16 protein-coding genes are annotated in these 24255 nt (G+C 57.8%); 13 read left to right on the forward strand and 3 right to left on the reverse strand.

Translation table 11 applies throughout. The features are described from left to right. Nucleotides 1–55 precede the first annotated feature (55 nt). The 3 genes from gntR (at nt 56) to gntU (ending at nt 3049) form a co-directional block, all read left to right on the forward strand. Nucleotides 56–1051, forward strand: coding sequence for a gluconate operon transcriptional repressor GntR (gene gntR, locus K5E19_RS15770; protein ID WP_089598541.1), 996 nt, complete (start codon nt 56–58; stop codon nt 1049–1051). 126 nt (nt 1052–1177) lie between these two features. Then, complete coding sequence (gene gntK / locus K5E19_RS15775) at nt 1178–1705, forward strand: gluconokinase (protein ID WP_008503362.1); 528 nt, start codon at nt 1178–1180, stop codon at nt 1703–1705. 3 nt (nt 1706–1708) lie between these two features. Next, nucleotides 1709–3049 carry a gluconate transporter gene (gntU, locus tag K5E19_RS15780; RefSeq protein ID WP_181594201.1) on the forward strand — a complete coding sequence of 447 codons (1341 nt, stop codon included), beginning with the start codon at nt 1709–1711 and terminating at the stop codon, nt 3047–3049. Between the two features lie 77 nt (nt 3050–3126). Here the strand turns inward: gntU and yhgN are convergent, their stop codons facing one another. Continuing rightward, entirely contained in the window at nt 3127–3720 is a 594-nt protein-coding gene (yhgN, locus tag K5E19_RS15785) for an NAAT family transporter YhgN (RefSeq protein WP_003861574.1), read from the reverse strand. Nucleotides 3721–3897: 177 nt separating this feature from the next. On the opposite strand from yhgN, the gene asd reads away from it, so the two are divergent. The 6 genes from asd to glgP all read left to right on the forward strand — a co-directional run bounded on the left by asd (nt 3898) and on the right by glgP (nt 14619). Further along, a complete protein-coding gene (gene asd, locus K5E19_RS15790) occupies nt 3898–5001 on the forward strand; it encodes an aspartate-semialdehyde dehydrogenase (protein WP_033146834.1) in 1104 nt (367 codons plus the stop codon). A 249-nt stretch (nt 5002–5250) separates the two neighbouring features. Next, on the forward strand, nt 5251–7437 hold the full coding sequence (gene glgB, locus K5E19_RS15795) for a 1,4-alpha-glucan branching enzyme (RefSeq protein ID WP_221552042.1): 2187 nt from the start codon (nt 5251–5253) through the stop codon (nt 7435–7437). After that, nucleotides 7434–9407 (forward strand): glycogen debranching protein GlgX, encoded by a 1974-nt coding sequence (gene glgX / locus K5E19_RS15800; RefSeq protein WP_221552044.1) that lies wholly within the window; start codon nt 7434–7436, stop codon nt 9405–9407. Before glgB ends, glgX begins: the two co-directional genes overlap by 4 nt. Before the next feature lie 17 nt (nt 9408–9424). Further along, a complete protein-coding gene (gene glgC / locus K5E19_RS15805) occupies nt 9425–10720 on the forward strand; it encodes a glucose-1-phosphate adenylyltransferase (RefSeq protein ID WP_221552045.1) in 1296 nt (431 codons plus the stop codon). After that, a complete protein-coding gene (gene glgA, locus K5E19_RS15810) occupies nt 10720–12153 on the forward strand; it encodes a glycogen synthase GlgA (RefSeq protein WP_221552127.1) in 1434 nt (477 codons plus the stop codon). Before glgC ends, glgA begins: the two co-directional genes overlap by 1 nt. Nucleotides 12154–12171: 18 nt before the next feature. Beyond that, complete coding sequence (gene glgP / locus K5E19_RS15815; protein WP_221552047.1) at nt 12172–14619, forward strand: glycogen phosphorylase; 2448 nt, start codon at nt 12172–12174, stop codon at nt 14617–14619. Between the two features lie 95 nt (nt 14620–14714). On the opposite strand, the gene glpD is transcribed toward glgP, so the two are convergent. Beyond that, nucleotides 14715–16223, reverse strand: coding sequence for a glycerol-3-phosphate dehydrogenase (glpD, locus tag K5E19_RS15820; RefSeq protein WP_221552049.1), 1509 nt, complete (start codon nt 16221–16223; stop codon nt 14715–14717). Nucleotides 16224–16507: 284 nt separating this feature from the next. Between glpD and glpE the strand changes: the two genes are divergently transcribed. The 3 genes from glpE to K5E19_RS15835 are packed head-to-tail and all read left to right on the forward strand — an operon-like array spanning nt 16508 to nt 18493. Continuing rightward, nucleotides 16508–16840 (forward strand): thiosulfate sulfurtransferase GlpE, encoded by a 333-nt coding sequence (gene glpE, locus K5E19_RS15825; RefSeq protein ID WP_006177908.1) that lies wholly within the window; start codon nt 16508–16510, stop codon nt 16838–16840. Nucleotides 16841–16887: 47 nt separating this feature from the next. Then, a complete protein-coding gene (glpG, locus tag K5E19_RS15830) occupies nt 16888–17718 on the forward strand; it encodes a rhomboid family intramembrane serine protease GlpG (RefSeq protein ID WP_108417707.1) in 831 nt (276 codons plus the stop codon). Between the two features lie 16 nt (nt 17719–17734). Further along, nucleotides 17735–18493, forward strand: a complete 759-nt coding sequence (locus K5E19_RS15835) for a DeoR/GlpR family transcriptional regulator (protein ID WP_008503060.1) — start codon at nt 17735–17737, stop codon at nt 18491–18493. Between the two features lie 81 nt (nt 18494–18574). On the opposite strand, the gene malT is transcribed toward K5E19_RS15835, so the two are convergent. Continuing rightward, nucleotides 18575–21280, reverse strand: a complete 2706-nt coding sequence (gene malT, locus K5E19_RS15840; RefSeq protein WP_221552050.1) for an HTH-type transcriptional regulator MalT — start codon at nt 21278–21280, stop codon at nt 18575–18577. A gap of 574 nt (nt 21281–21854) precedes the next feature. Here malT and malP point away from each other — a divergent pair. Beyond that, entirely contained in the window at nt 21855–24248 is a 2394-nt protein-coding gene (gene malP / locus K5E19_RS15845; RefSeq protein WP_221552051.1) for a maltodextrin phosphorylase, read from the forward strand. The last annotated feature ends 7 nt before the right edge of the window (nt 24249–24255 follow it).

Here is a 24255-nt window from a genome sequence, read left to right on the forward strand (position 1 = left end):
GAGCTTTGTCCGTGATAAACTGAGAAAATCTCTCACTTCAAGATTTCTCAGGACGATGAAAAAGAAACGCCCCGTACTTCAGGATGTCGCCGATCGCGTCGGTGTGACCAAAATGACGGTCAGCCGTTTTTTACGTAACCCGGAGCAGGTTTCCGTGGCGTTGCGTGGCAAGATTGCCGCTGCCCTTGATGAACTGGGTTACATCCCCAACCGCGCACCCGATATTCTCTCCAATGCGACCAGCCGTGCGGTGGGCGTCCTGCTTCCTTCCTTGACCAACCAGGTTTTCGCCGAAGTATTACGTGGAATCGAAAGCGTGACCGATGCCTTTGGCTATCAGACCATGCTCGCGCACTACGGGTACAAGCCGGAACTGGAAGAGGAACGTCTTGAATCGATGCTTTCCTGGAACATCGACGGCCTGATTTTAACGGAACGTACCCACACTGCCCGCACGCTCAAAATGATTGAAGTGGCCGGTATCCCGGTGGTGGAGCTGATGGACAGCCAGTCGCCGTGTCTCGACATTGCCGTTGGGTTCGATAACTTTGAAGCGGCGCGTCAGATGACGGCGGCGATCATCGCGCGCGGTCATCGCCACATTGCCTATCTGGGTGCACGCCTTGATGAACGTACTATCATCAAACAGAAGGGATACGAGCAGGCGATGCTCGACGCCGGTTTAACCCCGTACAGCGTGATGGTGGAGCAATCCTCGTCCTACACCTCGGGTATTGAGCTGATGCGTCAGGCGCGACGCGAGTATCCGCAACTGGACGGTATTTTCTGTACCAACGATGACCTTGCGGTCGGCGCGGCGTTTGAGTGTCAGCGTCTGGGGCTGAAGATCCCCGACGATATGGCGATTGCCGGTTTCCACGGCCACGACATCGGCCAGGTGATGGAGCCGCGTCTGGCGAGCGTCCTGACCCCGCGTGAACGTATGGGCCGCATCGGTGCAGAACGCCTGCTGGCGCGCATTCGTGGTGAGGCAGTTACCCCTAAAATGTTAGATTTAGGTTTCACCTTGTCACCGGGTGGATCTATTTAATCCGACAAATTTGAAGTAGCTCACACTTATTCACTTCGCGCACGTTTGGATATTGCTTCTCTTTTGCCCCGGCAGGACAATGTTACCGATAACTGTTACCCGTAACAATTGACTGAGGGACACCCTTTGAGCACGACTAATCACGATCACCACGTTTACGTCCTGATGGGCGTGTCCGGTAGCGGTAAATCTGCCGTGGCGAGCGAAGTGGCGCATCAACTCCAGGCTGCGTTTCTTGATGGCGACTTCCTCCATCCGCGCAGCAACATCATGAAAATGGCCTCCGGCGAGCCGCTGAACGACGACGACCGCAAACCGTGGCTGCAGGCGCTGAACGATGCCGCCTTTGCGATGCAGCGTACCAACAAAGTCTCCCTGATCGTCTGCTCCGCGCTGAAAAAAACCTACCGCGACCTGCTGCGCGACGGCAACCCGAACCTCTCCTTCATCTATCTGAAGGGCGATTTCGAGGTGATTGAAAGCCGCCTGAAGGCCCGTAAAGGTCACTTCTTCAAAACCCAGATGCTGGTCACGCAGTTCGAAGCGCTGCAGGAGCCGGGTGAAGATGAGAAAGACGTTTTAGTGGTTGATATCGATCAGTCACTGGAAGGTGTTGTCGCCAGCACCATCGAGGTCATCAATAAAAGGCAGTAAGTTTTGAGTACATTAACGCTTGTTTTGACAGCAGTCGGTTCCGTTTTGCTGCTGCTGTTTTTAGTGATGAAGGCGCGTATGCACGCCTTCGTTGCTTTGATGGTGGTTTCTATTGGTGCGGGTCTCTTTTCCGGTATGCCGCTCGACAAGATCGCTGCGACGATGGAAAAAGGGATGGGCGGCACGCTGGGCTTCCTGGCGATTGTGGTCGCGCTCGGCGCGATGTTTGGCAAGATTTTGCACGAGACGGGCGCGGTCGACCAGATTGCCGTCAAGATGCTGAAATCCTTCGGGCACAGCCGCGCGCACTACGCGATTGGTCTGGCTGGTCTGATTTGCGCGCTGCCGCTGTTCTTCGAAGTGGCGGTAGTGCTGCTGATTAGCGTCGCGTTCTCCATGGCGCGCCATACCGGCACTAACCTCGTGAAGCTGGTCATTCCGCTGTTTGCGGGCGTGGCGGCGGCGGCGGCGTTTCTGCTGCCGGGACCTGCGCCGATGCTACTGGCCTCCCAGATGCACGCTGATTTTGGCTGGATGATCCTGATTGGCCTCTGCGCCGCGATCCCGGGAATGATTATTGCCGGTCCGCTGTGGGGCAACTTCATCAGCCGCTACGTTGAGCTGCATATTCCTGATGACATCTCCGAGCCGCACCTGGGCGAAGGCAAAATGCCGTCCTTCGGCTTCAGCCTGTCGCTGATCCTGCTCCCGCTGGTGCTGGTGGGTCTGAAAACCATCGCCGCGCGCTTTGTGCCGGTCGGTTCCAGCGCCTACGAGTGGTTTGAGTTCATCGGCCATCCGTTCACCGCGATCCTGGTGGCCTGTCTGGTGGCGATTTACGGCCTGGCGATGCGTCAGGGCATGCCGAAAGACCGGGTGATGGAGATCTGCGGTGCCGCGCTGCAGCCTGCGGGTATCATCCTGCTGGTGATCGGTGCCGGTGGCGTGTTCAAGCAGGTGCTGGTGGATTCCGGCGTGGGTCCGGCTCTGGGTGAAGCGCTGACCGGAATGGGCCTGCCGATTGCGGTCACCTGCTTCGTGCTGGCCGCGGCGGTGCGCATCATTCAGGGTTCCGCGACCGTGGCGTGTTTAACCGCCGTGGGTCTGGTGATGCCGGTGATTGAACAGCTGAACTACTCCGGTGCACAGATGGCGGCGCTGTCTATCTGTATCGCGGGCGGTTCGATTGTGGTTTCTCACGTTAACGATGCAGGCTTCTGGCTGTTCGGTAAATTTACCGGCGCGACCGAAGCGCAAACCCTGAAAACCTGGACGCTGATGGAAACCATCCTCGGCACGACGGGTGCGATTGTCGGGATGATTGCGTTTACGCTGCTGAGCTAACTGGTTTTCCCCCTCTCCCACAGAGAGAGGGAGCAAACACTAAAAACGGCAATCTAAGATTGCCGTTTTGCTTTTACCTACCCCTTCATCCACGCCCGTATCCCGTCCAGGAACATCTGCGTCGCCATCATCACCAGAATCAGCCCCATCAGGCGCTCCAGCGCGTTCACCCCTTTTTCGCCCAGCAGGCGCAGGAACAGGGACGACTGCAGCAGGATGATAAACGTCCCGCCCCAGGCAATCAGCAGGGCAATCACCAGGTGGCTCATCTGGTTCGGGTACTGGTGCGACAGCAGCATCAGCGTGGCAAGAATGGTCGGCCCGGCGACGAGTGGAATCGCCAGCGGCACGATGAACGGCTCTTCACCCGCAGGCAGGCCGCTGCTGCTGCCTTCCGCGCTCGGGAAAATCATTTTGATGGCAATCAGGAACAGAATAATCCCGCCGGAAATCGAAACGGTTTCCGCGCGTAAGTTCAGGAACGCGAGGATCTTTTCCCCGGCAAACAGGAAGATAAACATCACCAGCAGAGCGATGAGCAGCTCGCGGATCATGATCGCCCGACGGCGCTTCGGCTCGGTGTGCTTTAACACCGACATGAAAATCGGCAGGTTTCCCAGTGGATCCATTATCAGGATCAATAAAACCGCCGCGGAAATGATTTCACTCATGTAAATTATCCCTGAAACTCTCTATGGTTATTATGATAATTAGCTGTATTTCTGATTGCCGGGCAATCATCGATTAATTTCGCTTGCGACTTTGGCAGCATTTTGTAATGTGAAGCATATCCCAGTTCAATACTGGCTTGCACAATCAGCACACACCCTCAGCAGGAAAAAAATGCTATGAAAAACGTTGGTTTTATCGGCTGGCGCGGTATGGTCGGCTCTGTACTCATGCAACGCATGGTTGAAGAGCGCGATTTCGACGCTATCCGCCCGGTCTTCTTCTCCACTTCCCAGCTCGGCCAGGCTGCTCCGTCCTTTGGTGGTACCACAGGCACGTTGCAGGATGCTTACGATCTGGAAGCGCTGAAGGCACTCGACATTATTGTGACGTGCCAGGGCGGCGATTATACCAACGAAATCTATCCAAAGCTGCGTGAAAGCGGCTGGCAGGGCTACTGGATTGACGCGGCCTCTTCGCTGCGCATGAAGGACGATGCCATCATCATTCTCGACCCGGTTAACCAGGGCGTCATCACCGACGGCCTGAACAACGGCGTGAAAACCTTTGTCGGCGGCAACTGTACCGTCAGCCTGATGCTGATGTCCCTCGGCGGCCTGTTCGCGCAGGATCTGGTGGAGTGGGTCTCCGTGGCGACCTACCAGGCCGCGTCCGGCGGCGGCGCGCGTCACATGCGCGAACTGCTGACCCAGATGGGCCAGCTGCACCAGAGCGTCGCAACCGAGCTGGCAAACCCGGCGTCCGCTATTCTTGATATCGAGCGTAAGGTCACCCAGCTGACCCGCAGCGGCGAGCTGCCGGTGGACAACTTCGGCGTACCGCTGGCCGGTGGCCTGATCCCGTGGATCGACAAACAGCTGGATAACGGCCAGACCCGCGAAGAGTGGAAGGGCCAGGCCGAGACCAACAAAATCTTGGCGACCGCGAACACCATTCCGGTTGACGGTCTGTGCGTACGTATCGGCGCGCTGCGCTGCCACAGCCAGGCCTTCACCATTAAACTGAAAAAAGATGTGTCTATTCCGACCGTGGAAGAGCTGCTGGCCGCACACAACCCGTGGGCGAAAGTGGTGCCAAACGATCGCGATATCACCATGCGTGAACTGACCCCGGCAGCCGTGACCGGCACGCTGACCACGCCGGTTGGCCGTCTGCGCAAGCTGAACATGGGGCCGGAGTACCTCTCCGCGTTCACCGTCGGCGACCAGCTCCTGTGGGGCGCCGCCGAACCGCTGCGCCGTATGCTGCGCCAGCTGGCGTAATAATTTGTTAAATACCGGGGGTGATTTTCACCCCCTTTTTTTGCGTACTACATGGAGTAACACGCGGATGTCTTATTTTTTATCAGGAGTCATTTAGAGCGTTGGCTATGCTTTAAGGAAGAGTCATTTCTTACCTGAGGTTCGAACGGAGCAGAAAGGATGCACATATTTGTGCTGTCCCGTTCAGGTCACATTAAAAGTCGTCCCGGAGCGCGTAAAAAGGACGACATAAAAAACAGGATGAATACCATGTCCGATCGTGTGGATAGAGACGTGATTAATGCGCTTATTACGGGTCATTTTGCTGACCCCTTTTCTGTGCTTGGGATGCACCGAACGGAGGCTGGACTGGAAGTTCGGGCGCTGTTGCCGGATGCCACAGAAGTTTGGGTGATTGAGCCCAAAACCGGCCGCAAGGTCGGCAATCTGGAATGCCTCGATTCTCGCGGCTTCTTCTCGGGCGTGATGCCCCGTCGTAAAAACCCTTTTCGCTATCAGCTTGCCGTCATCTGGCACGGCCAGCAGAACCTGATTGACGACCCTTACAGCTTCGGCCCGCTCCTGAAAGAGATGGACGCCTGGCTGTTGTCCGAAGGGACTCACCTGCGGCCCTATGAAACGCTGGGCGCGCATGCCGATACCATGGACGGGATCACCGGCACGCGCTTTTCCGTATGGGCTCCGAATGCCCAGCGGGTCTCCGTTGTCGGGCAGTTCAACTATTGGGACGGTCGTCGTCATCCGATGCGCCTGCGCCGTGAAACCGGCATCTGGGAGCTGTTTATCCCCGGCGCGCAAAACGGCCAGCTCTATAAGTTTGAGATGATCGATGCCAACGGCAAGCTGCGCATTAAGGCCGACCCGTATGCCTTTGAAGCGCAGATGCGCCCGGATACCGCGTCGCTGATTTGCGGGCTGCCGGAGAAGGTCGTCCAGACGGAAGAACGCAAGCAGGCCAACCGCTTCGACGCGCCAATCTCCGTCTATGAGGTCCACCTCGGCTCCTGGCGTCGCCACACCGATAACAACTTCTGGCTCAGCTACCGCGAGCTGGCCGATCAGCTGGTGCCGTACGCCAAATGGATGGGCTTTACTCACCTTGAGCTGCTGCCGGTTAACGAACATCCGTTCGACGGAAGCTGGGGCTACCAGCCTACCGGGCTGTATGCGCCAACGCGTCGCTTCGGCACGCGCGATGATTTCCGCTATTTCATCAATGCCGCCCATGCCGCCGGGCTGAACGTGATCCTCGACTGGGTGCCCGGCCACTTCCCGTCTGATGATTTCAGTTTGTCGGAATTTGACGGCACGAAGCTGTACGAGCACAGCGACCCGCGCGAAGGCTATCACCAGGACTGGAACACGCTGATCTACAACTACGGCCGCCGTGAAGTGACAAACTACCTGGTGGGCAACGCGCTGTACTGGATCGAGCGCTTCGGTATTGATGCCCTGCGCGTCGATGCGGTGGCGTCGATGATCTACCGCGACTACAGCCGCAAAGAGGGGGAGTGGATCCCGAACGAGTATGGCGGCCGTGAAAATCTGGAAGCCATTGAGTTCCTGCGCAGCACCAACCGCATTCTCGGCGAGCAGGTGGAAGGCGCGGTAACGATGGCGGAAGAGTCCACCGACTTCCCCGGCGTCTCTCGCCCTCCGTCAATGGGCGGTCTGGGCTTCTGGTACAAGTGGAACCTGGGCTGGATGCACGACACGCTCGACTACATGAAGCTCGACCCGGTTCACCGCCAGTATCACCACGACAAGCTCACCTTCGGGCTGCTCTACAACTACACCGAAAACTTCATGCTGCCGCTGTCGCACGATGAAGTGGTGCACGGCAAAAAATCCATTCTTGACCGCATGCCGGGCGACGCGTGGCAGAAGTTTGCCAACCTGCGCGCTTACTACGGCTGGATGTTCGCCTTCCCGGGCAAGAAACTGCTGTTTATGGGCAACGAATTCGCGCAGGGCCGCGAGTGGAACCACGATTCCAGCCTCGACTGGCACCTGCTGGAAGGCGGTGACAACTGGCACCACGGCGTACAGCGTCTGGTGCGTGACCTGAACCTGACCTATCGCCACCACAAAGCGCTGCACGAGCTGGATTTTGACCCGTACGGCTTCGAGTGGCTGGTGGTGGACGATCGTGAACGTTCGGTATTTATCTATGTGCGCCGTGATAAAGCAGGCAATGAAATTATCGTTGCCAGCAACTTTACGCCGGTGCCGCGCGAACATTACCGCTTCGGCATTAACCAGGCGGGGAAATGGCGCGAAATACTGAACACCGATTCCATGCATTATCACGGCAGCAACGCGGGTAACGGCGGTCTGGTGCAGAGCGACGCACTCGAAAGCCACGGGCGCCCTAATTCCCTGAGCCTGACGCTGCCGCCGCTTAGCACCATCTGGCTGGTGCGGGAGGGGGAATGACGCAGCTTACGGCAGGTAATCCCGAACCGCTCGGGGCGCGCTTTGACGGGAAGGGCGTGAACTTCACGCTCTTTTCCGCGCACGCGGAGCGGGTAGAACTCTGTGTGTTTGACGGGGAAGGTAACGAGCACCGTTACGATTTACCGTCCCGCACGGGGGATATCTGGCACGGTTACCTGTCCGGCGGGCGTCCGGGAATGCACTACGGTTTTCGCGTTCACGGCGCATGGGAGCCTTCACAGGGACACTGGTTTAACCCGGCGAAGCTGTTGATTGACCCCTGTGCGCACCGGGTGGACGGCGAGTTTAAAGACGACCCGATATTCCACGTCGGCTACGGCGAGCCCGACCACCGCGACAGCGCGCCGCTCGCGCCAAAAAGCGTGGTGGTGAACGACCTCTACGACTGGGAAGACGATGCCCCGCCGCGCACGCCGTGGGGCAATACCGTCATTTACGAAGCGCATGTGAAGGGGCTGACGTATCTGCACCCGTCGATCCCCAAAGAGATGCGCGGCACCTATAAAGCGCTCGGGCATCCGACCATGGTTGCCTACCTGAAGCACTTAGGGATCACCGCGCTGGAGCTGCTGCCCGTGGCGCATTTCGCCAGCGAGCCGCGGTTACAGCGCCTTGGGCTGAGCAACTACTGGGGTTACAACCCGCTGGCGATGTTCGCCCTTGAACCCCGCTATGCCGCCCATCCTGAAAAAGCCCGGGACGAATTCCGCGATGCGGTGAAGGCACTCCACGCAGCGGGCATTGAGGTCATTCTGGACGTGGTGCTCAACCACAGTGCCGAAAGCGATCTCGATGGCCCGACGCTCTCGCAGCGCGGAATTGATAACCGTAGCTATTATTGGATCAGGGACGATGGCGATTACGCCAACTGGACCGGCTGCGGTAACACGCTCAATCTCAGCCATCCGGCGGTGACGCACTATGCGTATGAGTGCCTGAAATATTGGGTGGAAACCTTCCACGTCGACGGTTTTCGTTTCGACCTGGCCCCCGTTATGGGTCGCACGCCGGCGTTCAGCCAGCAGGCACCGCTGTTTCAGGCAATCAAAAATTGCCCGGTGTTGTCGCAGGTGAAGCTGATTGCCGAGCCGTGGGACATCGGTGAGGGCGGCTATCAGGTGGGAAATTTCCCGCCGCTGTTTGCCGAGTGGAACGATCATTACCGCGACGCCATCCGCCGCTTCTGGCTGGCGCGCGATCTGTCGTTGGGCGAATTCGCAGGACGTTTTGCCGGTTCCAGCGATCTCTTTAAGCGCGACGGCAAACGTCCGTCGGCCACCGTTAACCTGGTGACGGCGCACGACGGCTTCACGCTTCGCGACTGCGTTTGTTTCAATCAGAAACACAATGAGGCAAACGGTGAGGAGAATCGCGATGGGACTAACAATAACCATAGCTTTAACCATGGTATAGAAGGGTTAGGCGGAAGTCTGGATGTGATCGAGCGGCGACGCACCAGCGTTCATGCGCTGCTGACGACGCTTTTACTGTCGCAGGGTACGCCGATGCTGCTGGCGGGCGACGAGCACGGTCACAGCCAGCACGGCAACAACAACGCCTATTGCCAGGATAACACCTTAACCTGGCTCGACTGGGAAGAAGCGAACAGCGGGTTAACCCATTTCACCGCGGCGCTAATCCACCTTCGCCAGCAAATCCCGGCGCTGACCGCCGACAGCTGGTGGGAAGAGGGCGACGGCAACGTTCGCTGGCTGAACAAAGACGCGCAACCGCTGAGCGCGCAAGAGTGGCAACACGGCATAACCTGTCTGCAAATCCTGCTGTCGGATAAGTGGCTGGTCACGCTGAACGCGACGGATGACGTCGCAGAGATTGTTTTACCTGACGGGGAGTGGCGAGCCGTTCCCCCCTTTGCCGGAGCGGATAATCCGGTTGTTATGGCTGTCTGGCACGGGCCTGCGCACGGAGTGTGCGTATTCCAAAGATGATAAAAAAGGAGTTAGTCATGGTTAGATTAGAGAAGAACGATCCCTTAATGTTGGCGCGCCAGCTACCATTAAAAACGGTTGCCCTGATACTCGCGGGCGGGCGTGGTACCCGTCTGAAAGATTTGACCATCAAGCGCGCCAAACCGGCCGTTCACTTTGGTGGTAAGTTCCGCATCATCGACTTTGCGCTCTCCAACTGCCTGAACTCAGGCATTCGCCGCATTGGCGTCATTACTCAGTATCAGTCGCACACGCTGGTGCAGCACATCCAGCGCGGCTGGTCATTCTTCAGCGAAGAGATGAACGAGTTTGTCGATCTCCTTCCTGCTCAGCAGCGCGTTCACGGGGAAAACTGGTATCGCGGCACGGCGGATGCGGTGACCCAGAACCTCGACATCATTCGCCGCTACAGCGCGGAATACATCGTCATCCTCGCGGGCGACCACATCTACAAGCAAGACTACTCCCACATGCTCATCGACCACGTCGAAAAAGGGGCGCGCTGCACCGTGGCGTGTCTGCCGGTGCCCGTTGCTGAGGCGACGGCGTTTGGCGTGATGCACGTGGATGCCGACGACAAGATTATCGACTTTGTTGAAAAACCGGCGAACCCGCCGACCATGCCGGGAGATGACACCAAATCGCTCGCCAGCATGGGGATCTATATCTTTGATGCAGAATACCTTTATGAGCTGCTCGAAGAAGACGACAAAGACGAAAGCTCCAGCCACGACTTCGGTAAAGACATCATCCCGAAAATCACTAAAGCTGGCATGGCGTATGCACATCCTTTCCCGCTCTCCTGCGTGCAGTCAGACCCGAATGCGGAACCTTACTGGCGCGACGTCGGTACGCTGGAAGCCTACTGGAAAGCGAACCTCGACCTGGCGTCCGTGACGCCTGAACTGGATATGTACGACCAGAACTGGCCGATTCGCACCCACATGGAATCGCTGCCGCCCGCGAAGTTCGTGCAGGACCGTTCCGGCAGCCACGGCATGACGCTGAACTCGCTGGTATCCGGCGGGTGCATTATCTCCGGCTCCGTGGTGGTGCAGTCCGTGCTGTTCCCCCGCGTGCGCGTGAATTCATTCTGTAATATCGACTCGGCAGTCCTGCTGCCGGATGTCTGGGTAGGGCGCTCGTGTCGTCTTCGCCGTTGCGTGATCGACCGTGCCTGCGTCATCCCTGAGGGGATGGTGATTGGTGAAAACGCGGAAGAAGATGCGCGTCGCTTCTACCGTTCTGAAGAGGGGATCGTGTTAGTCACACGGGAAATGTTGCGGAAGCTGCAAATCAAACAGGAGCGATGATGCAGGTTTTACACGTATGTTCTGAGATGTTCCCGTTGCTGAAGACGGGCGGGCTGGCGGACGTTCTTGGCGCATTACCGGCGGCGCAGATCGCCGGTGGGGTGGATACCCGAGTCCTGTTGCCCGCCTTCCCGGATATCCGGCGTGGTATTCCTGATGCAAAAGTGGTTACCCGCCGTGAAACCTTCGCCGGACGCATCACCCTGCTGTTTGGACATTACAATGGCGTAGGGATTTACCTGATCGACGCGCCGCACCTATACGACCGACCGGGCAGTCCGTATCACGATACGAACCTGTTCGCCTATACCGACAACGTGCTGCGCTTTGCGCTGCTCGGTTGGGTGGGGGCGGAGATGGCCGTTGGGCTGGATCCGTTCTGGCGACCGGATGTGGTACACGCGCACGACTGGCATGCTGGCCTGGCGCCTGCGTATCTGGCGGCGAAAGGTCATCCGGCCAAATCGGTCTTTACGGTGCACAACCTGGCGTATCAGGGCATGTACTATGCCCATCATATGAATGACATCGATCTGCCATGGTCGTTCTATAACATGCACGGTCTGGAGTTTAAAGGGCAGATCTCGTTCCTGAAGGCGGGGCTGTACTACGCCGATCACATCACGGCAGTGAGCCCAACCTACGCGCGTGAAATCACCCAGCCAGAGTTTGGCTACGGTCTGGAAGGGCTGTTACAACAGCGCCACCGTGAAGGCCGTCTGTCGGGCATTCTGAACGGCGTGGATGAAAAGATCTGGAGCCCGGATACCGATCTCCTTTTGGCTGCGCGCTATGGCCGCGATTCGGTGGAAGACAAAGCCGAAAACAAACGCCAGCTGCAAATCGCGATGGGGCTGAAGGTGAACGACAAAGTGCCGCTGTTCGCCGTGGTGAGCCGCCTGACCAGCCAGAAAGGGCTGGATTTGGTGCTCGAAGCGCTACCGGGATTACTGGAGCAGGGCGGCCAGCTGGCTCTGCTTGGCGCGGGCGACCCGGTGTTGCAGGAAGGTTTCCTTGCTGCCGCCGCGGAACATCCGGGGCAGGTGGGCGTGCAGATTGGTTACCACGAAGCGTTCTCGCACCGCATCATGGGCGGGGCGGACGTCATTCTGGTGCCGAGCCGCTTTGAACCCTGCGGCCTGACGCAGCTCTACGGCCTGAAATACGGCACGCTGCCGCTGGTACGCCGCACGGGTGGGCTGGCGGATACGGTGTCCGACAGCTCTCTGGAAAACCTGGCGGACGGTATCGCCAGCGGCTTTGTTTTTGAGGACAGTAATGCCTGGTCGCTGCTTCGCGCGATTCGGCGTGCTTTCGTCTTGTGGTCCCGTCCATCGCTGTGGCGTTACGTACAACGTCAGGCGATGTCCATGGACTTTAGCTGGCACGTCGCGGCGCAGTCCTACCGCGACCTTTATCAACGCTTGATGTAACGAGGCGAAGTTACTGATATGAATGCTCCATTTAGCTACTCTTCACCCACGCTCAGCGTTGAGGCGTTAAAGCACTCCATCGCCTACAAGCTGATGTTCACCATCGGGAAAGATCCGGTTATCGCCAACAAGCACGAGTGGCTGAACGCCACCCTGTTTGCGGTGCGTGACCGTTTAGTTGAACGCTGGCTGCGCTCCAACCGCGCCCAGCTCTCGCAGGAAACGCGTCAGGTTTACTACCTGTCGATGGAATTTTTGATTGGTCGCACCCTCTCCAACGCGCTGCTGTCGCTCGGTATTTATGACGACGTGAAAACCGCTCTGGAAGAGATGGGGCTGGATTTAGAAGAGCTGATCGACGAAGAGAACGACCCCGGCCTCGGCAACGGCGGTCTGGGACGTCTCGCCGCCTGCTTCCTCGACTCGCTGGCGACGCTGGCGCTGCCGGGCCGCGGCTACGGTATTCGCTACGACTACGGCATGTTCAAACAGAACATCGTCGATGGCCGTCAGAAAGAGTCCCCGGACTACTGGCTGGAATACGGCAACCCGTGGGAGTTTAAGCGCCACAATACGCGCTACAAAGTGCGCTTTGGCGGGCGTATCCAGCAGGAAGGAAAAAAGTCCCGCTGGGTAGAAACTGAAGAGATCCTCGCCGTGGCCTATGATCAGATCATCCCCGGCTACGACACCGACGCCACCAACACGCTGCGCCTGTGGAACGCCCAGGCCAGTAGCGAGATCAACCTCGGTAAATTTAACCAGGGCGATTACTTTGCGGCGGTGGAAGATAAAAACCACTCTGAGAACGTCTCCCGCGTCCTGTACCCGGATGACTCCACCTATTCCGGCCGCGAGCTGCGCCTGCGTCAGGAGTATTTCCTCGTCTCCGCGACGATTCAGGACATCCTCAGTCGCCACCATCAGCTGCACAAAACCTACGCCAACCTGGCGGAGAAAACGGCGATTCACCTTAACGACACCCACCCGGTGCTCTCCATTCCTGAGCTGATGCGCCTGCTGATCGACGAGCATAAGTTCAGCTGGGACGACGCGTTTGAGGTGACGTGCCAGGTGTTCTCCTACACTAACCACACGCTGATGAGCGAAGCGCTGGAAACATGGCCGGTGGATATGCTCGGCAAAATCCTGCCGCGCCATCTGCAGATTATCTTTGAGATCAACGACTATTTCCTCAAGACGCTGCAGGAGCAGTATCCGAACGATACCGGCCTGCTGAGCCGAGCCTCGATTATTGATGAATCCAACGGCCGTCGCGTGCGTATGGCCTGGCTGGCGGTGGTGATCAGCCACAAGGTGAACGGGGTGTCTGAACTCCACTCAAACCTGATGGTGCAGTCCCTGTTTGCAGACTTCGCGAAGATCTTCCCGACGCGCTTCTGTAATGTCACCAACGGCGTCACGCCGCGCCGCTGGCTGGCGCTGGCGAACCCGCCGCTGTCTGACGTGCTGGACGAGAATATCGGCCGCACCTGGCGCACCGATTTGAGCCAGCTGAGCGAGCTGGAGCAGCACATTGATTTCCCGACGGTAAATAAGGCCGTGCGCGAAGCCAAGCTGCTGAACAAAAAGCGTCTGGCGGTCTGGCTGGCGATGCACCTCAACGTGGTGGCGAACCCGAAAGCGCTGTTTGACGTGCAGATCAAGCGTATCCATGAGTACAAACGCCAGCTGATGAACGTGCTGCATGTGATCACGCACTACAACCGTATCAAGGCCGACCCGACGGCCGACTGGGTGCCGCGCGTGAAAATCTTTGCCGGTAAGGCGGCCTCCGCCTATTACATGGCGAAGCACATCATCCACCTGATCAACGACGTGGCGAAGGTGGTGAACACCGATCCGGACATCGGCGACAAGCTGAAGGTGGTGTTCATCCCTAACTACAGCGTGAGCCTGGCGCAGTTGATCATCCCGGCGGCGGATCTCTCAGAGCAGATTTCCACGGCGGGGACGGAAGCGTCCGGCACCAGTAACATGAAGTTTGCCCTGAACGGCGCGCTGACCATCGGCACGCTGGACGGCGCGAACGTCGAGATGCTGGAGCATGTGGGGGAAGAGAATATCTTCATCTTCGGTAACACCACGGAAGAGGTGGAGGCGCTGCGCAGGAAAGGTTACTCGCCGCGTGAGTTCTATGAAGGGGATGAAGAGCTACGTCAGGTTCTGACGCAGATCGCGACCGGCGTGTTCAGCCCCGACGAACCGGGCCGCTATCGCGATCTGGTGGATTCGCTGATTAACTTTGGCGACCACTATCAGGTGCTGGCGGATTATCGCAGCTACGTGGACTGCCAGGACCGGGTGGACGAGCTGTATCGTCAGCAGGAGAAGTGGACCAGCGCCGCGATGCATAACATCGCCAATATGGGGTATTTCTCGTCTGACAGGACCATCAAGGAGTATGCCGAGACGATCTGGCATATTGATCCGGTGCGGTTATAAAAGCAAAACGGCAACCTCGGTTGCCGTTTTTAGTGTTTGTTCCCTCTCCCTGTGGGAGAGGGTCAGGGTGAGGGCATCAGCCCGCACCGATCGTATTACGACGCGAGTGACAATTCACGCTTTCCCGCATGCTGCTGCAGCCACTGCGCCACGCGAGACTGCTGCTCGGCGTTGAGCCACATCCCTTCTTTGGTACGACGCCAGATGGCATCATCCAGGCGGCGAACCCACTCGTGCTCGACCAGGTAACGCAACTCGGCTTCGTACAACTCGTGGCCGAAATGCTCGCCCAGATCCGCTAGCGTTTTCGCGTCACCCAGGAACAGCTCGGTGTTGCTACCGTAGGTGCGGGCATAGTGGCGCGCCATGCCTTCGGTAATGAACGGGAAGCGACGGCGCAGCTTGGCGGCATAATCATCGCGGTTATCGCCGATATCACCGCCGGGCAGGACCGCGCCTTTAGTCCATGCCGGGCCAATGCCTTTGTAATACGGCGCCAGTTTTTCCAGCGCGTGCTCGGCCAGCTTGCGGTAGGTGGTCAGCTTGCCGCCAAACACGGAAAGCAGCGGCGCCTGACCGTCAACGTCGTGAATATCGAGCGTATAGTCGCGGGTGATGGCCTGCGGAGAGTCAGACTCGTCATCGCACAGCGGACGCACGCCGGAGTAGGTCCAGACCACGTCATCGCGCGCCAGCTGCTTCTTAAAGTGCGCGTTATACACTTTCAGCAGGTAGTTCACTTCGCTCTCGTCGATCTCGACGTTTTTCGGATCGCCTTTGTACTCCACGTCGGTTGTACCGATGATCGAGAACTCGTCCATCCACGGGATGACAAACACGATGCGTTTATCTTCGTTCTGCAGAATGTAGGCTTGCTTCTGGGTATGCACGCGCGGCACCACAATGTGGCTGCCCTTGATCAGGCGGATGCCGTACGGAGAAGGCAGGTGCATGCCGTCATCGAAGAACTGCTTCACCCACGGGCCGGTGGCGTTCACCAGACCGCGCGCTTTCCAGCTGAACTTCTCGCCAGTATCCACGTCTTCCGCTTCCACAATCCACAGGCCGTTTTCACGACGCGCGGCGGTGGCGCGGGTGCGGGTTTTCACCTCGCCGCCTTTTTTCTCCACCATCTGCGCATTCGCCAGCACCAGACGCGCATCGTCCACCCAGCAGTCGGAATATTCGAAACCGCGCACGATTTCAGGCTTAAGGACCGATTCTGAGCCAAAACGCAAACCGTTCGAACCCGGCAGGCTGGTGCGTTTACCCAGGTGATCGTACATAAACAGACCAATTCGGATCATCCACGCCGGGCGCAGGTGCGGGCGATGGGGCAGGCGGAAGCGCATCGGAATAGCCAGATGCGGGGCCATTTTTAGCAGCACTTCGCGTTCGGCCAGGGCTTCGCTAACCAGGCGGAATTCGTAGTGTTCCAGGTAGCGCAGGCCACCGTGAATCAGTTTGGAGCTGGCGGACGAGGTCGCGCAGGCGAGATCGTTAGCTTCCAGCATCAGTACGGATAAACCGCGTCCTGCGGCATCGACCGCAATACCGGCACCGTTGATGCCACCGCCTATCACAATCAGATCTTTGGTTTCCATAACACCCTCACGCACTTTCGTTAAAGCTCAGAAATGTTCGATATCGCTCATAATAGCAAAGGAACGCGCTTTTGGTAACATCAAAAAAACAATTTAGAGTGATATGGATAACATAATGGCGTTTACCCGCCGCCAGGACGTACACTACGGGGTAAAATAGTGCGGTCTGATGCCCTCACCCCAGCCCTCTCCCATGGGGAGAGGGGGATCCGTTTCCCTATCCCTCAGGGAGAGGGTAGGGTGAGGGGAAAACGCACCACACCCGAATATAAGATGAGAACACCATGGATCAGTTTGAATGTATTAACGTAGAAGAAGCCCACCAGAAGATGCACCAGGGAAAAGCGGTGCTGGTGGACATCCGCGATCCGCAAAGCTTTGCGATGGGCCACACGCCGGGCGCGTTCCATCTCACCAACGACACGCTGGGCGCGTTTATGCGCGATAACGACTTCGAGACGCCGGTCATGGTGATGTGCTACCACGGCAACAGCAGCAAAGGCGCGGCGCAGTATCTGCTTCAGCAGGGCTACGACGCGGTATACAGCGTCGACGGCGGCTTCGATGCCTGGCATCGTCATTTCCCGGCAGAAGTGGAATACGCTTTTGAGCGCTGATCCCGCTATACTGTCCCCTTTTGTGTGGAAATAAGCGACCGCCGCCCATGTTGATGATTACCTCCTTTACCAACCCGCGCGTCGCCCAGGCGTTTGTCGACTATATGGCGACGCAGGGCGTTATCCTGACTATTCAGCAACATAACCAGACCGACGTCTGGCTGGCCGACGAGAGCCAGGCCGCGCGCGTAAATGAAGAGCTGGCGCGTTTTCTTGAGAACCCTGGCGATCCGCGCTATCTGGCGGCAAGCTGGCAGTCCGGCCACACCGGCAGCGGGTTGCACTACAGCCGTTTTCCTTTCCTTGCCACCATCCGCGAACGCGCAGGGCCGTTCACGCTGCTGCTGATGGCGGCCTGCATTATCGTCTTCATCATTATGAACGTGGCGGGCGACCAGAGCGTGATGATTGCCCTGGCGTGGCCGTACGATCCGTCGCTGCAGTTTGACGTCTGGCGCTACTTTACCCACGCGCTGATGCACTTCTCGGTGATGCACATCCTCTTTAACCTGCTGTGGTGGTGGTATCTCGGCGGTATCGTGGAGAAGCGGCTCGGCAGCGGCAAGCTGATCGTTATCACCATTATTAGCGCCCTGCTGAGCGGCTATGTGCAGCACAAATTCAGCGGCCCGTGGTTCGGCGGATTGTCTGGCGTGGTGTACGCCCTGATGGGCTATGTCTGGCTCAGAGGCGAGCGCGACCCTGAAAGCGGCATCTATCTGCAACGCGGATTGATAACCTTTGCGTTAATATGGCTAATTGCCGGATGGTTTGATCTGTTTGGTATGTCTATCGCCAACGGTGCGCACGTCACCGGGCTGGCCGTGGGGCTGGCGATGGCCTTCGCCGACACGCTCCATGCGCGAAAACGAACATAATTCTCAGGGATAATTGATGAAACAAACACAACGTCATGACGCCATTATCGAACTGGTTAAAAAACAGGGATACGTCAGCACCGAAGAGCTGGTAGAGCAGTTCGCCGTCAGCCCACAAACCATCCGTCGTGACCTGAACGACCTGGCCGATCAGAACCGCATTCTGCGCCACCACGGCGGGGCGGCGCTGCCGTCCAGTTCGGTGAATACCTCCTGGCACGACCGTAAAGCGACGCAAACGGCAGAGAAAGAGCGTATTGCCCGTAAAGTGGCAAGCCAGATCCCGAACGGGGCGACGCTGTTTATTGATATCGGCACCACGCCGGAAGCGGTGGCCCATGCGCTGCTGGATCACGAGAACCTGCGCGTGGTCACCAATAACCTTAACGTGGCCAATACCCTGATGCAGAAAGACGATTTCCGCATCATCCTCGCGGGCGGCGAGCTGCGCAGCCGCGACGGCGGGATTATCGGCGAAGCGACGCTCGATTTTATCTCCCAGTTCCGCCTCGACTTCGGCATTCTGGGGATCAGCGGCATCGACAGTGACGGCTCGCTGCTGGAGTTTGATTATCACGAGGTGCGCACCAAGCGCGCAATTATTGAAAACTCACGCCACGTGATGCTGGTGGTGGATCACTCCAAGTTTGGCCGTAACGCGATGGTGAACATGGGCAGCATCAGCATGGTGGATGCGGTCTATACCGACGTGATGCCGCCAGCGGGCGTGATGCAGGTGATTAAAGATAATAATTTGCAGCTGGAACTGTGCTAACGGTTGTGTCGGGTGGCGCTGCGCTTACCCGACCGACAAAACCCGTAGGCCCGTGCAAGCGTAGCGCCGCCGGGCAATGAATTACACGCCGTATCCCATCATCTTCAACAATTGCTGCGCATGCTGCACCGCATCCTGACGGTGCGCCACGCCCAGCTTCTGATACAGATTGCGAATATGCGTTTTGATGGTGGTCGCCGCGACCGCCAGCTCACCGGCAATCTGCTCATTGCTGTAGCCGGAATAGATCAGCCCGAGAACCTGCCATTCACGCTGGGTGAGCGGGCTGGTGCGGATAAGTTCCGGGACTTCCGGGTGGTTCAGCAGGCGTTCTACAAAGTTCTCATCGAAATGGGCGAACTTATGGCGATGGTGCTGGTTAATTTCGCGCAGAATACGCTGGGCGCGATGCTGATCCAGTTCCGGCAGCGTATTGAGCTGAATAAGCTGGCGCAACTGCTGCGCCATGACTTCACCTTCAATAACAAAGTGGCTGACAAACCCGGTGCGGTTAGCCAGCTGTAGGGCTTCCAGCAGCACGCGCTGGGCGTCATTTTTACGCCCGGCCTGCCAGTAGAGCTGGTTCAGCAGCAGCAGGTTGCGGTTCAGGTCGCTCATCAGCCGCAGGCTGCGTGCGTTTTCGTTTAGCTCTTCCAGCACGATCTCAGCCGGTTCAAACTCACCCAGCAGGATCTGCGCGCGGGCAATGTTCCGCCACTGGCTTTGCAGGAAGTGGTTGTTGGCAAATTCCGGTTTCGGCGTCTGACGCAGCCAGTTGGCGGCGGACTTTTTATCGCCAATCATCTGCCAGTAAATCACCCGGACCTTATCGGCATTCGACACCCAGTCGCTGTGATACTGACCGTTGCCGAGCAGGTTTTCCAGGCGGTTAAGGTGGTTGCGGGCATTATCCAGATCCCCACGCGCCAGCGAACACTGGACCAGAAGCGCCAGACATTGCAGCTGCTGCTGAGGCTGGAAGCTGGAGAGTACGTCTACACCCTGACGGGCACAGCTTTCGGCCTCGTCCAGACGCGCCCACGCCCACAGCAGCTGAGCGCGAATACGCAACAGGAACTCGTGCATCGGCAGCTGTTCCAGATGCTGTTCACGAATCAGCTGGAACGCTTTTTCCTGGTTTTCCCAGGCGGCCTGCAGGAACCCCTGCGCAAATAAAATCTCGCTTTGCTGGATCAGGCTCCACAGCGCGTAGTGCCAGACATCGTGGCGACGCGCCATCTGTTCCGTTTGCTGCATCAGTGAAAGCGAACGGGTGAGGTCGCCCTTGCAGTGCAGCACTTCGCCGTGCACCGAGGTCGCAACGATGCGGCTGTAGAAGTTAGCCAGCGGCAGCTCGTCCAGCGCGACCATCGCCAGGCGTTCTGCCTCTTCCGGGTCACCGTCGTTGATCGCCACCTGAGCGCGCAGCGCGTTAAACTCGCCGTGCAGGGTGGTATCCATTTCGCTTTCCATCTCCTGCTCGGCGCGCGCCAGCAGAGTGTTCACTTCGCTGTAGCGATGCTGGCTCTGCATCAGCCAGGCCTGCAGCAGCACCAGACGCGGGTTTTCCAGCAGGCTTTCCCACGGCAGCGCTTTTAACGACTCTTCAAGCAGCGTCAGTTCGCTGTGGTTGAACAGGCCCCATGCATGGTTGAGAAGGATATCGCGCAGCATGCTGGCGTCACCGGCGGCCAGCGCGTGATGGATGGCCTCGCTCGGGAAGCCTTGTGCCATCCAGCTTTCGGCAGCGGCGCGGTGGATTTCCGGCAACTCGACGGCAAGCTCCCACTGGCAGCGCTGGCGCAGGAAGCTGCCAAACAGCGGGTGATAGCTAAACCACTCGCCGGGATCGTCCATGCGCGTCAGGAACAGCCCCTGACGTTCAATCTCTTCAAGCTGCAGCTGGCCGTTCTCACAGCCGGTGACGCGCACAATCAGCGCGTCGTTCATGGAACGCAGCAGGGAGCTTTTCAGCAGGAAATTACGGGTGGAGGGATCGACGCTGTCCAGCACCTCATCCACCAGATAATCAGAAAGGTGGCTGGCGTTAATACCGGCCAGACGCCGCGCAGACTGATGCGCCGGACTGTTGTTTTGCCGGGCAGAGAGCGCGATAAGCTGCAGCGCCGTTGCCCAGCCCGCGACATCATCACACAGGCGGCTGCTTTCGGCGGCCTCAATCGGTGAGGTCAGGCGGCAGTCAAAGAACTGTTTTGCTTCCTGATGGGTGAATGCCAGCTGCTGGCTGCCCACTTCGAGAAGCTGATCGCGCACGCGCAGGTTGGCGATACCCAGCTGCGGCAGGTTACGCGACAGGACAACTAAGGTCAGGTTTTCCGGCTGATGGCGCAGGAAGAAGCGCATTGACTCGTGGATCACCGGGTTTGTGATCAGATGATAGTCATCAATTACCACGTAAAGCGGGCGATGCCATTCGGCCAGTTCGATAAACAGCTGTGAGAAAAGGGACGACAGGCTGGCGTACTGGCGCTTTTGCACCATCACCTCACTGGCGACACAATGCCCATTGGTGGCCTGTTGGATGGCGGCAATCAGATAGCTTGCGAAACGCTCCTGCTGGTTATCACCCTCGTCGAGGGAGTACCAGCCAAGATCGCTTTTACCTGCGGCCCATTGCGAAATGAGCGTTGTTTTTCCATAGCCAGCAGGGCTCGTAACCAGCGCCAGTCGGAAATTATGCGCGCCGGAAAGTTTAGCCAACAGACGCTCGCGGACCACTGTATGGTCAAGACGAACCGGGCGACTTAATTTAGACGGAATCAACATAGGTTTCACTTCACTGTGGGGAACGAGAGTTTTTATTTTTTTTGCGCTTCGTAATTAATGGATATAAGGTCGGCCAATAAGTTAACTATTGCAAGTTATGTCTGGATTTGGTGGCTCTGAATTTGCACTCTGTCACAAAACATTCAGGCAGATGATGGAACTTTCTGGAAAGGTCTTTGACGCCCCGTCAATGCTGGCTTGTATGGCTGTGTTGTGGCTGCGCTGAAACTGGTTTCAGAAAGGGATAGTGACGCTAAATTTAATATACTTGTGGTAAAGTTAAGGGAGATAAATAATCTCCTTAGTTATTACCCGATTGCAGAAATATTATTGTACGTAAGTAATCATTTCCACGAGGAATAATTTCTTACGAAACTGCATTTCATTTTTTTGACACTCTTCCAGGATATCTTTTCTCCCACCGTGCACACTCACAGAGTGGCCTCGATCACACTTTTATGCTCATCCCCGCTACTCCTCCCTGTCTAATCCCCCACAGGAGGAGGAAGAGGCGGAATGAGCCAGGCACACTAGCGCCAACATGTGTTTTCTTTCTACAGGATGCCAATTCCCTATGTCACAGCCTACTTTCAACAAAGCTCAATTCCAGGCTGCCCTGACGCGTCAGTGGCAGCGTTTTGGCCTTCGTGCTGCAAACGAAATGACGCCTCACCAGTGGTGGCAGGCGGTGAGCGGTGCGCTCGCAGAGCAACTGGATGCTCAACCGGTGGCGAAGCCTGTTAAAGGCCAGCGCCACGTGAACTATATCTCGATGGAATTCCTGATTGGCCGTCTGACGGGCAACAACCTGCTGAACCTCGGCTGGTATCAGGACGTCGGCGATGTGCTGAAAGAACACGACATTAACCTGACCGACCTGCTGGAAGAAGAGACTGACCCGGCGCTGGGCAACGGCGGTCTGGGTCGACTGGCGGCCTGTTTCCTGGACTCTATGGCGACCGTCGGCCAGTCGGCGATCGGCTACGGTCTGAACTATCAGTACGGCCTGTTCCGTCAGTCGTTTGCCGACGGGCATCAGATGGAAGCGCCGGACGACTGGCATCGCAACACCTATCCGTGGTTCCGCCACAACGCGCAGCTGGATGTGCAGGTCGGCATTGGCGGGAAAGTCACTAAGCAGGGGCACTGGGAACCGGCGTTCACCATTACCGGTGAAGCCTGGGATCTGCCGGTGCTCGGCTACCGTAACGGCGTGGCGCAGCCGCTGCGTCTGTGGCAGGCGAAGCACGCGCATCCGTTTAACCTGACCAAATTTAACGACGGCGATTTCCTGCGCGCCGAGCAGCAGGGCATCGACGCCGAGAAGCTGACCAAAGTCCTCTACCCGAACGACAACCACCTGGCGGGTAAAAAGCTGCGCCTGATGCAGCAGTACTTCCAGTGCGCCTGCTCCGTGGCGGACATCCTGCGTCGCCATCACCTGGCGGGCCGCAAGCTGGCGCAGTTGCCGGACTTCGAGGTGATTCAGCTCAACGATACGCACCCGACCATTGCCATCCCGGAACTGCTGCGCGTGCTGATCGATGAACATCAGCTGAGCTGGGACGACGCATGGGCCATCACCAGCCGTACCTTTGCCTACACCAACCACACCCTGATGCCAGAAGCGCTCGAGTGCTGGGATGAGAAGCTGGTGAAAACGCTGCTGCCGCGCCACATGCAGATCATCAACAAGATTAACGACCAGTTTAAAACCCTGGTGGATAAAACCTGGCCGGGTAACAAAACGGTCTGGGCGAAGCTGGCAGTGGTTCACGACAAGCAGGTGCGCATGGCGAACATGTGCGTAGTCAGCGGCTTTGCGGTGAACGGCGTGGCCGCGCTGCACTCGGATCTGGTGGTCAAAGATCTGTTCCCGGAATACCACCAGCTGTGGCCGACCAAATTCCACAACGTGACCAACGGCATCACGCCGCGTCGCTGGATCAAGCAGTGCAACCCGCTGCTGGCTGGCCTGCTGGACAAGACCCTGAAGAAAGAGTGGGCCAACGATCTGGACCAGCTCATCAACCTGGAAAAACAGGCTGACGACGCGAAGTTCCGCGAGCAGTACCGCGCGATCAAGCTGGAGAACAAAGTTCGCCTGGCGGAGTTCGTGAAAGTACGTACCGGGATTGAGATCAACCCGAACGCCATTTTCGATATCCAGATCAAACGCCTGCACGAGTACAAACGTCAGCACCTGAACCTGCTGCACATTCTGGCGCTGTACAAAGAGATCCGCGAGAACCCGCAGGCTGACCGCGTGCCGCGCGTGTTCCTGTTCGGTGCGAAAGCGGCGCCGGGCTACTACCTGGCGAAAAACATTATCCTTGCCATTAATAAAGTGGCGGCGGCGATCAACAGCGATCCGAAAGTGGGCGACAAGCTGAAGGTCGTGTTCCTGCCGGATTACTGCGTCTCGGCGGCTGAAATGCTGATCCCGGCGGCGGATATCTCCGAGCAGATCTCAACCGCAGGGAAAGAGGCGTCCGGTACCGGCAACATGAAGCTGGCGCTGAACGGCGCGCTGACCGTCGGTACGCTCGATGGAGCAAACGTCGAAATCGCCGAGAAGGTCGGTGAAGAGAATATCTTCATCTTCGGCCATACCGTGGAAGAGGTGAAAGCCATCAAAGCCAAAGGCTATGACCCGGTGAAATGGCGTAAGAAAGACAAAGTGCTGGATGCGGTGCTGAAAGAGCTGGAAAGCGGCAAATACAGCGACGGCGACAAGCACGCGTTTGACCAGATGCTGCGCAGCATGGACAAACACGGCGGTGACCCGTATCTGGTGATGGCGGACTTCACGGCCTACGTTGAAGCGCAAAAGCAGGTCGACGTGCTGTATCGCGACCAGGAAGCGTGGACCCGCGCGTGCATCCTGAACACCGCCCGCTGCGGCATGTTCAGCTCTGACCGCTCGATCCGTGATTATCAGGCCCGTATCTGGCAGGCAAAACGCTAAGGAAGCG

It is taken from the genome of Enterobacter sp. RIT637 (assembly GCF_019718755.1).
In the GTDB taxonomy this organism is placed as follows: Bacteria; Pseudomonadota; Gammaproteobacteria; order Enterobacterales; family Enterobacteriaceae; genus Enterobacter.

Bases quoted from the DNA above. Each gene is read 5' to 3' on its own strand.
- glgX (WP_221552044.1), top strand. From the start codon at position 7,434: ATGACGCAGCTTACGGCAGGTAATCCCGAACCGCTCGGGGCGCGCTTT.
- yhgN (WP_003861574.1), bottom strand. From the start codon at position 3,720: ATGAGTGAAATCATTTCCGCGGCGGTTTTATTGATCCTGATAATGGAT.
- glgP (WP_221552047.1), top strand. From the start codon at position 12,172: ATGAATGCTCCATTTAGCTACTCTTCACCCACGCTCAGCGTTGAGGCG.
- K5E19_RS15835 (WP_008503060.1), top strand. From the start codon at position 17,735: ATGAAACAAACACAACGTCATGACGCCATTATCGAACTGGTTAAAAAA.
- glgC (WP_221552045.1), top strand. From the start codon at position 9,425: ATGGTTAGATTAGAGAAGAACGATCCCTTAATGTTGGCGCGCCAGCTA.
- glgB (WP_221552042.1), top strand. From the start codon at position 5,251: ATGTCCGATCGTGTGGATAGAGACGTGATTAATGCGCTTATTACGGGT.
- malT (WP_221552050.1), bottom strand. From the start codon at position 21,280: ATGTTGATTCCGTCTAAATTAAGTCGCCCGGTTCGTCTTGACCATACA.
- gntR (WP_089598541.1), top strand. From the start codon at position 56: ATGAAAAAGAAACGCCCCGTACTTCAGGATGTCGCCGATCGCGTCGGT.
- glpD (WP_221552049.1), bottom strand. From the start codon at position 16,223: ATGGAAACCAAAGATCTGATTGTGATAGGCGGTGGCATCAACGGTGCC.
- glgA (WP_221552127.1), top strand. From the start codon at position 10,720: ATGCAGGTTTTACACGTATGTTCTGAGATGTTCCCGTTGCTGAAGACG.
- glpE (WP_006177908.1), top strand. From the start codon at position 16,508: ATGGATCAGTTTGAATGTATTAACGTAGAAGAAGCCCACCAGAAGATG.
- asd (WP_033146834.1), top strand. From the start codon at position 3,898: ATGAAAAACGTTGGTTTTATCGGCTGGCGCGGTATGGTCGGCTCTGTA.
- malP (WP_221552051.1), top strand. From the start codon at position 21,855: ATGTCACAGCCTACTTTCAACAAAGCTCAATTCCAGGCTGCCCTGACG.
- glpG (WP_108417707.1), top strand. From the start codon at position 16,888: ATGTTGATGATTACCTCCTTTACCAACCCGCGCGTCGCCCAGGCGTTT.